The following is a 13,892-nucleotide window of genomic DNA, read 5'->3' as shown; positions in this document are numbered from 1 at the left end:
CAGAATTTCCGCCATGGGGATAGTCGCCGGGCTGGACAGTGCGCCCGATTTCACTCGCATCGTCGTCTGCGACACGGACACGGGTGCCGTGCTCAGGCAGGGTTATGCGCCACATCCGGTCGACGGCGGCGAGGGTGGCGGCCGTCCTTCCGACGTGGATCCGCAGGCCTGGCTGCTGTCCCTGGGCGAGGCGGCGGGCGGCGGGCTCCTCGAAGGCGTCCAGGCCATCGGCGTGTCCGCCCAGCAGAACGGGCTGGTCCCGCTCGACCCGCAGGGCAATACCGTGCGCCCCGCGATGGTCGGCGGCGACAAGCGGGCGCAGGTCGCCGCGGCCGATCTGATCGACGCGCTCGGCGGGCGCGAGGCCTGGGCGCAGGCGGTGGGCAGCGTCCCGCAGGCCGCGCAGCCGGTCACCAAGCTGCGCTGGCTGAGCAAGACCGAGCCCGAGGCCGCGCGGCGCACCAGCATGCTGCTGCAGGCCCACGACTGGCTGGTGTGGCAGCTTCTCGGACGCCCCGTACGCAGGACCACGGACCGCGGCGGGGCCTCGGCGACCGGGTACTGGTCGGCGGCGACCGGCGCGTACCGGCAGGACCTCGTCGAACTGGCGCTCGGCCACCAGGCCGGGCTGCCGGACGTGCTCGGCCCCTACGAGGCCGCGGGGACCACGCCCGAGGGGCTCCTGATATCCGCCGGTACCGGCGAGACCATGGCGGCGGCGTTCGGGCTCGGCATCGGGCTCGGCGACGCGGTGGTGTCGCTGGGCGCCTCCGGCTCCGTGATGGCCGTCCACTCCGAGGCGCTGGCGGACCCCACCGGCATGATCACCTCTCTGGCCGACGCGACCGGCATGCACCTTCCGGTCGTGACCACGCTCAACGCCGTACGGGCCCTGCGCGGAACGGCGGAGCTGCTCGGCGTGTCCGACCTGGAGGGGCTGTCCGAGCTGGCGATGAAGTCGACGCCGGGCTCGCACGGGCTTGTCCTGCTGCCGTACCTGGAGGGCGAACGGACCCCGAACCTGCCGCACACGGCGGGGACGCTGGCCGGGCTGCGCCGGGAGTCGATGAAGCCCGAGCACCTGGCACGGGCGGCCTTCGAGGGCATGCTCTGCGGGCTCGCGGACGCGCTGGACGTGCTGCGCGGCCGGGGTGTCGACGTGCGCCGGATCTTCCTGCTCGGCCAGGCCGCCGAGCTGCCCGCCGTCCAGGCCGTGGCGCCCGCGCTGTTCGGCGCGCAGGTCGTCGTACCGCAGCCCGCGGACTACGCGGCGCTCGGCGCGGCCCGCCAGGCGGCCTGGGCCCTCGGCGTCTCGCGGGGCACGCTCGACCCGCGGACCCCGCCGATGTGGCAGGGGCCGGTCGCCCAGGTGCTGGAGCCCGGCGACGAACTCGCCGTGGGGCAGGCCGTACGGCAGCAGTACGTATCCGTACGCGAACAGACGCACCCCGGGGCATTCCGGGCGTAACGCCTTGACGGACGTACGTCCGAAGACGGAGGCGGAGTCCATTTTTGGACCGCACTTGGGTTAATCGGTTGAGGTAACGCGGGGGGAGTGTCCGACGATAGGGGGTGGGGCGTGCATCATGCACAACCCGCCGGTCACCCCCGCCGTCCACGATTCCGAGAGACCCCGCGTGCTCATACGACTCCTGCGGACCCACCTCAGTCCGTACAAGAAACCCATCGCCCTGCTGGTGCTGCTGCAGTTCCTGCAGACCTGCGCCACGCTCTACCTGCCCACCCTCAACGCGCACATCATCGACAACGGTGTCGTGAAGGGCGACACGGGTTACATCCTGTCCTTCGGCGCCCTGATGATCGGCATCTCGCTGGCCCAGGTCGTCTGCAACGTGGGAGCCGTCTACTACGGCGCCCGTACGGCGTCCGCGGTGGGCCGGGACATCCGCGCCGCCGTCTTCGACCGCGTCCAGTCCTTCTCGGCGCGTGAGATCGGCCACTTCGGAGCGCCGTCGCTGATCACCCGCACGACCAATGACGTCCAGCAGGTGCAGATGCTCACGCTGATGACGTTCACCCTGCTGGTGTCGGCGCCGATCATGTGTGTGGGCGGGATCATCCTGGCCCTCGGCCTGGACGTGCCGCTGTCCGCGGTGCTCATCGCCGTGGTGCCGACCCTCGGCGTCTGCGTGACGCTCATCGTGCGCCGGCTGCGCCCGCTGTTCCGCACCATGCAGGTCCGCCTGGACACCGTGAACCGGGTGCTGCGCGAACAGATCACCGGCAACCGTGTGATCCGCGCGTTCGTGCGCGACGGCTACGAGAAGGACCGCTTCAAGGGCGCCAACACCGAGCTCACGGAGACGTCGCTGGCCACCGGCCGGATGCTGGCCCTGATGTTCCCGATCGTCATGACGGTGGTGAACCTGTCGTCCATCGCGGTGGTCTGGTTCGGCGCCCACCGCATCGACAGCGGCGGCATGCAGATCGGCGATCTGACCGCGTTCCTCGCCTACCTGATGCAGATCGTGATGTCCGTGATGATGGCCACCTTCATGTTCATGATGGTGCCGCGCGCGGAGGTCTGCGCCGAGCGCATCCAGGAGGTCCTGGCCACCGAGAGCAGTGTGGTCCCGCCCGTCGCGCCGGTCCTGGAACTGCGCCGGCACGGCCACCTGGAGATCCGCGAGGCCGGATTCCGCTACCCGGGCGCCGAGGAGCCGGTCCTGAAGTCCGTCGGCCTGGTCGCCCGCCCCGGTGAGGTCACCGCGGTCATCGGTTCGACGGGCAGCGGCAAGTCGACGCTGCTCGGCATGATCCCCCGTCTGTTCGACGCCACCGACGGCCAGGTGCTCGTCGACGGCGTGGACGTCTCGACCATCGAACCGAAGCTGCTGGCCAGGACCGTCGGACTGGTCCCGCAGAAGCCCTACCTGTTCGCGGGGACGGTCGCCACGAACCTGCGGTACGGCAACCCGGAGGCGACCGACGAGGAGCTGTGGCACGCGCTGGAGGTGGCGCAGGCCAAGGGCTTCGTGGAGCAGCTCGAGAACGGTCTCGACTCGCCGATCGCGCAGGGCGGGACGAACGTGTCCGGCGGCCAGCGCCAGCGCCTGGCCATCGCCCGCACGCTCGTGCAGCGCCCCGAGATCTACCTGTTCGACGACTCCTTCTCGGCCCTCGACTACGCGACCGACGCGGCGCTGCGCGCGGCGCTCACCGAGGAGACCGCGGAGGCGACCGTGGTGATCGTCGCCCAGCGGGTGTCGACCATCAGGGAGGCCGACCGGATCGTGGTCCTCGACGAGGGCCGGGTCGTCGGCACCGGACGGCATCACGAACTGATGGCGGACAACGAGACCTACCGGGAGATCGTGCTCTCCCAGCTCACGGAAGCGGAGGCCGCCTGATGGCAGGGCCTATGGGGCGCATGATGGCCGGGGGCGGCCCCGACCAGCGCTCGATGGAATTCAAGGCGTCGGGCCGACGGCTCCTGACCCACTTCAAACCCGAGCGCGCCACGCTGTACGTGATGCTGGTCGCCGTCGTGCTCAGCGTGGGCCTCTCGGTGGTCGGCCCGAAGATCCTCGGCCGGGCCACCGACCTGGTCTTCGCGGGGATCGTCGGGCGGCAGATGCCGGCCGGGGCCACCAAGGAGCAGGCCCTCGACTCGCTGCGCGCGAGCGGCAAGGGCGGTGTCGCCGACATGCTCTCGGGGACGGACTTCACCCCCGGCCAGGGCATCGACTTCACCGCCGTCGGCCACGTCCTGCTGCTCGCGCTCGGTACGTTCCTGCTGGCCGGCCTGCTGATGGCGGTGGCGACACGGCTCGTGAACCGGGCCGTGAACAAGACCGTCTACCGCATGCGCGAGGACCTGCAGGCGAAGCTGTCGCGGCTGCCGCTGTCGTACTTCGACAAGCGCCAGCGCGGTGAGGTGCTCAGCCGCGCGACGAACGACATGGACAACATCCAGCAGACGCTCCAGCAGTCGATGGGCCAGCTCGTCAACTCGCTGCTGACCATCGTGGGTGTGCTCGCGATGATGTTCTGGGTGTCGCCGCTGCTCGCGCTCGTCGCGCTGGTCACGGTGCCGCTGTCCTTCGTCGTGGCCACCCGGATCGGCAAGCGCTCGCAGCCGCACTTCGTGCAGCAGTGGCGCACCACCGGCAAGCTCAACGCCCACATCGAGGAGATGTACACCGGCCACACCCTGGTGAAGGTGTTCGGGCGGGCGGACGAGTCGGCGGCGCAGTTCGCCGAGCAGAACGAGAAGCTGTACGAGGCCGGTTTCCGGGCGCAGTTCAACAGCGGCGTCATGCAGCCGCTGATGATGTTCGTGTCGAACCTGAACTACGTGCTGGTGGCGGTGGTCGGCGGGCTGCGGGTGGCCTCGGGCTCGCTGTCGATCGGTGACGTGCAGGCCTTCATCCAGTACTCCCGCCAGTTCTCGATGCCTCTGACGCAGGTCGCGTCGATGGCGAACCTGGTGCAGTCGGGTGTCGCGTCGGCGGAGCGGGTCTTCGAGGTCCTGGACGCGGACGAGCAGGAGGCGGACCCGACGGTGTCGGCCGGTCCCGAGGAACTGCGCGGCCGGGTGGCGCTGGAGCACGTCTCCTTCCGGTACGACCCGGAGAAGCCGCTCATCGAGGATCTCTCGCTGAAGGTGGAGCCGGGCCACACGGTGGCCATCGTCGGCCCGACCGGCGCCGGCAAGACGACCCTGGTGAACCTGCTGATGCGGTTCTACGACGTCACGGGCGGCCGGATCACCCTCGACGGGGTCGACGTGACGTCCATGTCCCGTGACGACCTGCGGTCGAGGATCGGCATGGTGCTCCAGGACACCTGGCTGTTCGGTGGCTCGATCGCCGACAACATCGCGTACGGGGCCTCGCGGGACGTCACGCGCGGGGAGATCGAGGAGGCGGCGCGCGCCGCGCACGCCGACCGGTTCATCCGCACCCTGCCCGACGGCTACGACACGGTGATCGACGACGAGGGGACGGGGGTCAGCGCGGGCGAGAAACAGCTCATCACGATCGCCCGGGCCTTCCTGTCGGACCCGGTGATCCTGGTGCTCGACGAGGCGACCAGCTCCGTGGACACCCGGACCGAGGTGCTGATCCAGAAGGCGATGGCGAAGCTGGCGCACGGGCGGACCTCGTTCGTGATCGCCCACCGTCTGTCGACCATCCGGGACGCGGACACCATCCTCGTGATGGAGAACGGGTCCATCGTGGAACAGGGCGCCCACGCGGACCTGCTGGAGTCCGGCGGCGCCTACGCCCGCCTCTACCAGGCCCAGTTCGCCCAGGCGGTCGCCGAGGTCGACTAGCCATCCGCCTCCCCGGACCCCAAATTCAGCCCCTCCGACGTTCGAGGAGCGGGGGTCCGGGGGCAGCGCCCCCGCTACGATGGGGGTCCCCCCTGGTCGAGCGAAGTCGAGACCTTGGGGGAGGGAAGGGGCGGAGGGGGCGAAGAAGGTCGTTGCCCCGGCCAGCCCCGTCAGTCCAGATAGCCCCGGAGCTGGTCCGCAAAAGCATGGTCCCGCAGCTTGTTCAGGGTCTTGGACTCGATCTGCCGGATGCGCTCACGCGTGACACCGAAGATGCGCCCGATCTCCTCCAGCGTCCGCGGACGCCCGTCCGCGAGCCCGTACCGAAGCTGGACCACCTTCCGCTCCCGCTCCCCGAGCGTGGACAGCACCGCCTCCAGATGCTGCCGGAGCAGCAGGAATGCGGCGGACTCCACCGGAGATGTCGCGTCGCCGTCCTCGATGAGGTCACCGAGGGCCACGTCGTCCTCCTCGCCCACGGGGGCGTGCAGCGACACCGGCTCCTGGGCCAGCCGCAGGACCTCGCTCACCCGTTCGCCGGACAGGTCGAGCTGCGCCGCGACCTCTTCGGGTGTGGGCTCGTAGCCGCGCTCCTGGAGCATCCGCCGCTGGACGCGGACCACCCGGTTGATCAGCTCGACCACGTGCACGGGGACGCGGATGGTGCGCGCCTGGTCGGCGAGCGCGCGCGACATGGCCTGCCGGATCCACCAGGTGGCGTACGTGGAGAACTTGTAGCCGCGGGCGTAGTCGAACTTCTCGACGGCCCTGATCAGGCCGAGGTTGCCCTCCTGGACCAGGTCGAGCATGGTCAGACCGCGGCCCACGTAGCGCTTGGCGACGGAGACGACGAGCCGCAGATTCGCCTCGATGAGCCGGCGCTTCGCCATCCGGCCCATGACGACGATCTTGTCCAGGTCCATGGCGAGCTGGCTGTCCAGGTCGGGCGTGAGCCGGAGCTTCTCCTCGGCGAACAGCCCGGCCTCGACCCGGCGGGCGAGTTCGACCTCCTCGGCCGCCGTGAGCAGCGGGATCCGCCCGATCTCGCGCAGATACTGGCGGAACAGGTCGGACGAGGGGCCACCGGTGTCGGCGGCGCGGCTCCGGGCCGGCTCCACCGGTTCGGGGGCCTCGGTCTCCACCTCCACCTCGACCTCCGCCCCGGGAGCCTCTTCGAGGGTCTCGGGAGGGCTCTCCGGCCCGCCCTCGGGGTGGTGCGCGGCACGCCGCTGCGCGGGGACCGCCCCGACGACGCCGGGATCCGCGTCCGTGTCGGTGGTGTTGTCGGTCTGAGCGAGGGTCTGGGTCTGCACGGGGGCGACCTCCAGGAATGTCGCTGCTGAGTCGTGCGGCAGCGGTGTGTCGGGGATGGGGTCGACGGTCTCGCCGCTGTCCATCCCACAGTCGTTTGGCGGAACCGCGGGGATGGGGAACCCGTCGCGTGCGGGTCGGCCGCGCTCCGAGGACTCAGGCACCGGAACCCAGTGTGGAGTACGACACATCGCCGCCACGAGGGGCGTGCGGTGACTTTTTGCGTCCGGTCCGTGACCGCCTGGTTACCGCTCCGGACGAGTGCGCAGCTCAGCGGAGACGAAACCTGCGGATCCGGCTGCGGGATTGGCATGTGCCGGGCCGCTTCGACCGCCCGTCGCGCCCCGGCGGCTTCGCGGGGCCCCTCCCGGAACATGCGCCGGAAGGGCCGTCGCCGCGCCTCAGAGGGCTTCGGCGCCCCGCTCGCGCAGTGCCTGGCCGTACTGCTGGAGCACCCACAGCTCGTTCTGCACGGCGGCGAGCTGGGCCGGGTCGCCGCCCGCGCTGAGGCGGGACAGGGAACCCTGGACGTCCCGGATGCGGCGGTCGACGGCGCGGCGGCGGACCATGACGAGCTGGTCGCCCGCGTACGTCTCGTCGACGGTCTTGCGCAGGATCGCCTCGACGGCCAGCTCGGTGACCATCGCGCGCACGGCGTCGTCCGGGGCGGCGTCGCGGACCCGGATCAGGAACTCCTGGGGGTCCTCGACGCCGTACTCCGTGCCGCCCGCGTCCATGACGGCCTGGCGCACGGCGGCGTACGGCGGTGCGGTGAACTCGTCCATGCCGTAGGCGTCGAACGCCGGGGCGACCAACTCGGGCCGCTGAAGGGCGAGTTTGAGCAGTTCGCGCTCGGTGGCGAAGACGGGGTTGCGCAGGGTGAGGGCGGGGCCGCCGGTGCGTCCCTGGGCGGCGACGGCATAGGTCTGCTGGGGGCGGCCGCCGGCGGGCGCGGGCCCCATGCCGCCCCGGTCGCGGGCCCAACGAGCCAGCTGGGAAACCCTTTTGACGACGAACTGGGTGTCGAGGATGCCGAGCATGCCGGCCAGCTGCACCGCGACCTCGTGCTGCGCGCCGCTGTTCTTGATGCGGGCGACGATCGGGGCGGCCTCGTCGAGGGCGGCGGCGCGCCCGGCCGGGGTCTCCAGGTCGTAGCGCAGGACGATCTGGCGCAGCGCGAACTCGAAGAGGGGGGTGCGGGGTTCGACCAGGTCGGCGACGGCCGCGTCGCCCTTGGCGAGGCGCAGCTCGCAGGGGTCCATGCCGTCGGGCGCGATGGCGATGTAGGTCTCGGCGGCGAACTTCTGGTCGTCCTCGAAGGCGCGCAGCGCGGCCTTCTGCCCGGCCGCGTCGCCGTCGAAGGTGAAGATCACCCGTGCCGAGCCGTTGTCCATCAGCAGCCGGCGGAGGATCTTGATGTGGTCGCCGCCGAACGCCGTACCGCAGGTCGCGATGGCCGTGGTGATGCCGGCCAGGTGGCAGGCCATGACGTCCGTGTAGCCCTCGACGACGACCGCCCGGCTGCTCTTGGCGATGTCCTTCTTGGCGAGGTCGATCCCGTACAGGACCTGGGACTTCTTGTAGATCCCGGTGTCGGGGGTGTTCAGGTACTTCGGTCCGTTGTCGGACTCGTACAGCTTGCGGGCGCCGAAGCCGACGACCTCGCCGCCGATGTCGCGGATCGGCCACATGAGTCGGCCGCGGAAGCGGTCGATGGGGCCGCGGCGGCCCTCCTGGGCGAGGCCGGAGAGGACCAGCTCCTTGTCGGTGAAGCCCTTGCCGCGCAGATGGCGGGTGAGGTGGTCCCAGCCCTGGGGGCTGTAGCCGACACCGAAGTGGGCGGCGGCGGCCTGGTCGAAGCCGCGCTCGGCGAGGAACGAGCGTCCCGCGTCGGCCTCCGGGCTGTTGCCGAGCTGCTCGATGTAGAACTGGGCGGCGGCCTTGTGCGCCTCGACCAGACGGATGCGCTCGCCGCGCTGGTGGGCGGGGTTGTACCCGCCCTCCTCGTAGCGCAGGGTGATGCCGGCCTGGGCGGCGAGGCGCTCGACCGACTCGGAGAAGGTGAGGTGGTCGACCTTCATCACGAACGTGATGGTGTCGCCGCCCTCCTGGCAGCCGAAGCAGTGGAAGAGGCCCTTGCTGGGGCTGACCTGGAACGACGGTGACTTCTCGTCGTGGAAGGGGCAGAGTCCCTTGAGGTTTCCGCCGCCGGCGTTGCGCAGCTGGAGGTACTCGGACACCACGGCGTCGATCGGGACCGCGTCCCGAACAGCCTTCACGTCCTCGTCATTGATCCTGCCTGCCACGAGGTGATTCTACGGGGCCGCACCGACACTCCCGGGGCAGGTGGACCTCCACCGTGCCGGGTCCGGGGGGCACACCCCGGAATTCCCGGCACGGCGGACGGTACGGGAGCCGGCCCTGGCGGCTCCCGCGAGGCGGTCAGGGGGCCAGGCTCTCCAGCGGGACGTGCGGGTCGGCGAGCGCTTCCGTGTCCACCTGGGCCCGGGAGCGGATCAGCCGCTGGATCGGGTCCGTGACATCCCACACGTTCACGTTCATCCCGGCCAGCAGCCTGCCGTCCTTCACCCAGAAGGCGATGAACTCCCGCTTGGCGGCGTCGCCGCGGATCACCACCTGGTCGTACGTCCCCGGGGGCGCCCAGCCCGAGTACTCCAGGCCCAGGTCGTACTGGTCGGAGAAGAAGTAGGGCACCCGGTCGTACGCCGCCCCGCGGCCCAGCATCGAGCGGGCGGCGGCCGGTCCGCCGTTGAGGGCGTTGGCCCAGTGCTCGACGCGCAGCCGGGTGTCGAAGAGGCCGTGGTGGAAGGAGGCGACGTCACCGGCGGCGTACACATCGGGGTCGGAGGTACGGAGCAGCTCGTCGACCGCGATGCCGCCGCCGTCCGCGCGGTCGGCCATCGTGAGGCCGGCGGCCTCGGCGAGGCCGGTGCGCGGGGCGGCGCCGATGGCCGCGAGGACGTCGTGGGCGGGGTGCTCCTCGCCGTCGTCGGTGCGGGCGGCCAGCACCATGCCGTCCTGGCCGACGATCTCGGTGAGCTGGGCGCCGAAGTGGAAGCGCACCCCGTGCTCGCGGTGCAGTTCGGTGAAGATCTCGCCCAGCTCGGGGCCGAGCACGTTGTGCAGCGGGGTCGGCGCGGGTTCGACGACGGTGACCTCCGCGCCGTACTCGCGGGCCGCGGCGGCGACCTCCAGGCCGATCCAGCCGGCTCCGGCGATGACGAGGTGGCCGTTGTCCCGGCCCAGCGCGCCGAGGACGCCCTTGAGGCGCTCGGCGTGGGCGAGGCGGCGCAGGTGGTGCACGCCGGCGAGCCCGGTGCCCGGGATGTCGAGGCGGCGCGGCTCGGCGCCGGTCACGATGAGCAGTTTGTCGTAGTGGACAAGGGTGCCGTCGTCACCGAAGCGGACGGTCCTGGCCGCGCGGTCGATCTTGTCCACGGTCTGGCCGAGGTGCAGCTCGATGTCGTTCTGCGCGTACCACGCGGGCTCGTGCACGAAGACGCTGTCGCGCCCCTCCTTGCCGAGGAGGTAGCCCTTGGACAGCGGCGGCCGTTCGTAGGGGTGGTCGCGTTCGTCGCAGATCAGTATCACGCGGCCGGTGAAGCCCTCCGCTCGGAGCGTCTCGGCCGCCTTGGCGCCTGCCAGGCCTCCTCCGACGATGACGAATGTCTGATCCGCGTCGACCACTTGATGCCTCCTCGTAAGGATGTCGCCATATGCGAGCCTCCCGCACGGAGCGTGATGCGGGAAGGGGTAGTGGCCCGATCAGGCCACGCAGGGTCACACTTCTCCGCCCCCATGGGAACGCGTGGTGAGTCTGAGGTGCAGGGAACGCGCCGAGGCGTCGGTGAGAGATGCGATCTGGTCCACGATCACGCGCTTGCGGGCCCGGTCGTCGGCCGCCTGGTCGAACAGCGCCCGGAACTGCGGATCCAGGACCTCGGGGGCGCGGGCGGTGAGCGCCTCGGCGAGTTCGGCGACGACGATCCGCTGGTCGGCGCGGAGCCGCTCCTGTTCGGCGCGCTGCATCACGTACCGGTCGGCGACCGCCTTGAGGACGGCGCACTCCAGCCTGGCGGCGCGCGGCACGACCAGTTCCGCCCCGTACCGGGTGAGGCGTCCGCTGCCGTACCGCGCGCGGGTGGCACCCTCCGCGGCCAGGCAGAAACGGCCGATGAGCTGGCTGGTGGCGTCCTTCAGACGGGCCTGCGCGACGGCCGATCCGTCGTACCCGTGCGGCCACCACTCCTGGCCGAGGAGCCGGTCGAGGGCCTCGGCCAGCTCGGCCGGATCGGTGTCCTCGGGCGCGTACCTTCCGCCGGCCACGGCGAAGATCTCCCGGCGTTCCGGTCCGGCGTGCAGGCTGGCGGTGTCGATGTGGCCCGCGTGCAGGCCGTCCTCGACGTCGTGCACCGAGTACGCCACGTCGTCGGCCCAGTCCATCACCTGGGCCTCGAAGCACGTGCGCGTGCCGGGGGCGCCCTCGCGGATCCAGTCGAACACCGGCCGGTCGTCCTCGTAGACCCCGAATTTCGGCGACTTCGGATCGGTGGGACGGGCGTCTCTCGGCCACGGGTACTTGGTGGCGGCGTCGAGGGCGGCACGGGTGAGGTTGAGGCCGACGCTGACGAGGTCGTCGCCCGCGGCGGCGGAGGCCGGGGTCACCATGTCGCTGCGCACGAAGCGCTTCGGCTCGATCCGGGTGAGCAGGCGCAGCGACTGGGCGTTGCCCTCGAACCCGCCGCAGTCCTCGGCGAATTCGTTGAGCGCCTGCTCGCCGTTGTGCCCGAAGGGCGGGTGGCCCAGGTCGTGCGAGAGGCAGGCCGCCTCGACCAGGTCCGGATCGCAGCCGAGGGCGGCACCCAGCTCGCGGCCCACCTGGGCGCATTCCAGGGAGTGGGTCAGCCGGGTGCGCGGACTGGCGTCCCACACCTGGATGGGCGCGCCGCCGGACCCGGCCGTGCCGAGCACCTGGGGAAGGGTTCCGGGGGTGACGACCTGTGTCTTGCCCGCGAGGCGGCGCAGGGCCGCGGAGTGCAGCACGCGGGCGCGGTCGCGCTGGAAGGCGGTGCGGCCCGGCCGTTTGTCGGGCTCGGCGGCCCAGCGCTCGACGGCGGACAGGTCGTACACGTCAGGGGCCGTGTGGTTCTCGTGTGGCGTGTGGTTCTCGTGGGCCGTGTGATTCTCGTGTGTCTGCGGTGCGGTGTCTTCGGTCCTCGGTGCCATGCCTTCCATGCCCCGACAGTAGACGCAGGCGGTGACAATCGGGGCGGGGGCGCCGTCGGCACGGTGCCGGGCGTGGGGAGACGCGCCGGGTTCAGGCCGGGATCAGGGTGCGCTCCGGGGCGGACTCGGGGGCGGCCACGGCCTGGTCGTAGCGGTGCAGGACGAGGCGGGCCATCGCCGGGTGGTCGCCCAGCGGTTCGGCGCAGATCCAGGGGGCCTCCTCGGCGACCTGAGTGGCGAAGCGGCCGGGGGCGGTGAAGTACGAGGCGACGGCGATCCGGTGGCGGCCCCGGGCGGCCAGCGCGCGCACGGCGGCGGTGACGGTGGGCGCGGCGGCGGAGGCATACGCCGGGACGACCGGGACGCCGAGGCGTTCGGCGAGCATCTGGGCGGTGCGGCGGGTGTCGGCGGCCGAGTCCGGGGCACGGGACCCGGCGGAGGCGAGGACGACGGCGCTCGCGCGGCGGGCCGTGTCGCTCATCCGGGTGCGCCATCCGGCCTCGACCAGGCGGGCGTAGAGGGTTTCCGCGAGCAGCGGGTGGGGGCCGAGCGGACCGGCGACGCGGGCGTGCAGGCCGGGGACGGCGGCGGCGGTCTCGGGGATGTCGCGCCGGACGTGGTAGCCGCGGCCGAGCAGCAGCGGCACGAGGACCGTGTCCTGCCGGCCGGCGAGGGCCGCGAGCGTGTCGGCGAGGAGGGGTTCGTTCAGCTCGATGTGACCGAGGTGCACGTTCAGGTGCGGGCGCAGCTCGCTGACGCGTTCGATCAGGGTCCGTACGGTGGCGAGCGCGCGTGGGTCGCGGCTGCCGTGGGCGACCAGGACGAGGGCGGGCGGTGCCGGACGGCGGGTGCCGTCGGGCGCGACGAGGGCGAGCCGGCTGCCGAGCTGGCCGGCGATCCGGTTCATGAGCTGCGCCGCACTGCCGAGGCCTTCGATGTGGCCTTCGACATGGGCGCCGCGGGGCGGCGGGCCGCCGAAGCGGTGGGGAAACGCGTCGCGAGCGGGGTTCGAGGCCGTCATGCGTCGATCCTGGCGGCGGCAGGTTGCCGGGCCGTTGCGTGGGCGTCACGGGTGTTTTCCAGTGGTTCACGGATCGGTGGAGGCACGGTGTGAGGGGCCCTCACCTGCGGCTCTCTCCCGCCGGACGGCCGGGGGTCGGCGCGTCGGGGTGAACCGGACGGCCTTACGATGCGTCTTCGTCCGTGTGACGATCTCTGGGGGACATCGACCATGCCGCGCCTGAAGCGTCCGAGCCCGCGCAGACCGCGACTGCTCCGTCTGCCGCCGCTGCCGCGCACGCGCCGCGCCCAACGGCGGGCCGTGCAGACGCTGATGGTCCTGTGCGTGCTGGCGCTGCTCCCGGCGACCTGGCTGTACGTGTCGACGGGCGACCGGCTGCGGACGACGGCGGACGCCCCGCGCACCGAGGTCGCGATCGTCTTCGGCGCGGGGCTGTGGGACGGCGAGCCGTCCCCCTATCTCGCCCACCGCCTGGACGCCGCGGCGAAGCTGTACCGGGCCGGCCGGATCGAGGTGGTCCTGGTCACCGGCGACAACAGCCGCGAGGACTACGACGAGCCGGACGCGATGCGTGCCTACCTCACCGCGCACGGGGTGCCCGACCGGCGGATCGTCAGCGACTACGCCGGCTTCGACACGTGGGACTCCTGCGTCCGCGCCCGGAAGATCTTCGGTGTCCACGAGGCCGTCCTGATCAGCCAGGACTTCCACATCCGGCGTGCTCTCGCCCTGTGCCGGACGGCGGGCGTGCGCTCGTACGGCATCGGCGTGGCCGCCAAGCACGACGTCACCTGGTACTACGGCAACACCCGGGAGATCTTCGCGGCGGGCAAAGCCGCGCTGGACGCGGTGTTCGAGCCGGATCCGCATTTCCTCGGCCCGAAGGAGCACGGGGTGGGCCGGGCCCTGGCGGCGGCCCGCTAGGTCGTGTCCGCAAAGTCGCGTCGTCCGCCCGGAGGGCGGGCCCGGCGGCGTCATGGGGGTCCCCCCTGCTCGAGCGGAGCCGAGAGCTCG

General features: G+C 71.7%; 9 protein-coding genes. 4 read left to right on the top strand and 5 right to left on the bottom strand.

What is annotated here, in order from left to right; translation table 11 throughout:
- The first annotated feature begins 13 nt into the window (after positions 1-13).
- From ACFXGX_RS31845 to ACFXGX_RS31835, 3 genes are all read left to right on the top strand, one after another.
- Positions 14-1,468: an FGGY family carbohydrate kinase gene (locus tag ACFXGX_RS31845; protein ID WP_384798005.1), complete on the top strand. Its 1,455-nt coding sequence runs from the start codon at positions 14-16 to the stop codon at positions 1,466-1,468.
- Positions 1,469-1,637: 169 nt separating this feature from the next.
- On the top strand, positions 1,638-3,371 hold the full coding sequence (locus ACFXGX_RS31840) for an ABC transporter ATP-binding protein (protein ID WP_384798002.1): 1,734 nt from the start codon (positions 1,638-1,640) through the stop codon (positions 3,369-3,371).
- A complete protein-coding gene (locus ACFXGX_RS31835) occupies positions 3,371-5,299 on the top strand; it encodes an ABC transporter ATP-binding protein (protein WP_384797999.1) in 1,929 nt (642 codons plus the stop codon). Before ACFXGX_RS31840 ends, ACFXGX_RS31835 begins: the two co-directional genes overlap by 1 nt.
- A gap of 170 nt (positions 5,300-5,469) precedes the next feature.
- Here ACFXGX_RS31835 and ACFXGX_RS31830 read toward each other — a convergent pair whose 3' ends face one another.
- The 5 genes from ACFXGX_RS31830 to ACFXGX_RS31810 form a co-directional block, all read right to left on the bottom strand.
- Positions 5,470-6,774, bottom strand: coding sequence for an RNA polymerase sigma factor (locus ACFXGX_RS31830; RefSeq protein WP_384797996.1), 1,305 nt, complete (start codon positions 6,772-6,774; stop codon positions 5,470-5,472).
- Positions 6,775-7,011: 237 nt separating this feature from the next.
- A complete protein-coding gene (gene dnaG / locus ACFXGX_RS31825; protein WP_384797993.1) occupies positions 7,012-8,916 on the bottom strand; it encodes a DNA primase in 1,905 nt (634 codons plus the stop codon).
- 136 nt (positions 8,917-9,052) lie between these two features.
- A complete protein-coding gene (locus ACFXGX_RS31820; protein WP_384797990.1) occupies positions 9,053-10,318 on the bottom strand; it encodes an NAD(P)/FAD-dependent oxidoreductase in 1,266 nt (421 codons plus the stop codon).
- 93 nt (positions 10,319-10,411) lie between these two features.
- Positions 10,412-11,866 carry a deoxyguanosinetriphosphate triphosphohydrolase gene (locus tag ACFXGX_RS31815; protein WP_384797987.1) on the bottom strand — a complete coding sequence of 485 codons (1,455 nt, stop codon included), beginning with the start codon at positions 11,864-11,866 and terminating at the stop codon, positions 10,412-10,414.
- Between the two features lie 82 nt (positions 11,867-11,948).
- Positions 11,949-12,878: a sirohydrochlorin chelatase gene (locus ACFXGX_RS31810; RefSeq protein WP_384797984.1), complete on the bottom strand. Its 930-nt coding sequence runs from the start codon at positions 12,876-12,878 to the stop codon at positions 11,949-11,951.
- 210 nt (positions 12,879-13,088) lie between these two features.
- On the opposite strand from ACFXGX_RS31810, the gene ACFXGX_RS31805 reads away from it, so the two are divergent.
- Entirely contained in the window at positions 13,089-13,802 is a 714-nt protein-coding gene (locus tag ACFXGX_RS31805) for a vancomycin high temperature exclusion protein (RefSeq protein ID WP_384797981.1), read from the top strand.
- The last annotated feature ends 90 nt before the right edge of the window (positions 13,803-13,892 follow it).

Origin of the sequence: Streptomyces sp. NPDC059371, from assembly GCF_042751995.1 — a bacterium.
Taxonomy (GTDB): domain Bacteria; phylum Actinomycetota; class Actinomycetes; order Streptomycetales; family Streptomycetaceae; genus Streptomyces.
This window is presented reverse-complemented; position numbering and strand designations above follow the sequence as displayed.

Coding starts and splice junctions, on each gene's coding strand:
- ACFXGX_RS31845 (WP_384798005.1), top strand. CDS start 14: ATGGGGATAGTCGCCGGGCTGGACAGTGCGCCCGATTTCACTCGCATC.
- ACFXGX_RS31835 (WP_384797999.1), top strand. CDS start 3,371: ATGGCAGGGCCTATGGGGCGCATGATGGCCGGGGGCGGCCCCGACCAG.
- ACFXGX_RS31815 (WP_384797987.1), bottom strand. CDS start 11,866: ATGGAAGGCATGGCACCGAGGACCGAAGACACCGCACCGCAGACACAC.
- ACFXGX_RS31810 (WP_384797984.1), bottom strand. CDS start 12,878: ATGACGGCCTCGAACCCCGCTCGCGACGCGTTTCCCCACCGCTTCGGC.
- ACFXGX_RS31805 (WP_384797981.1), top strand. CDS start 13,089: ATGCCGCGCCTGAAGCGTCCGAGCCCGCGCAGACCGCGACTGCTCCGT.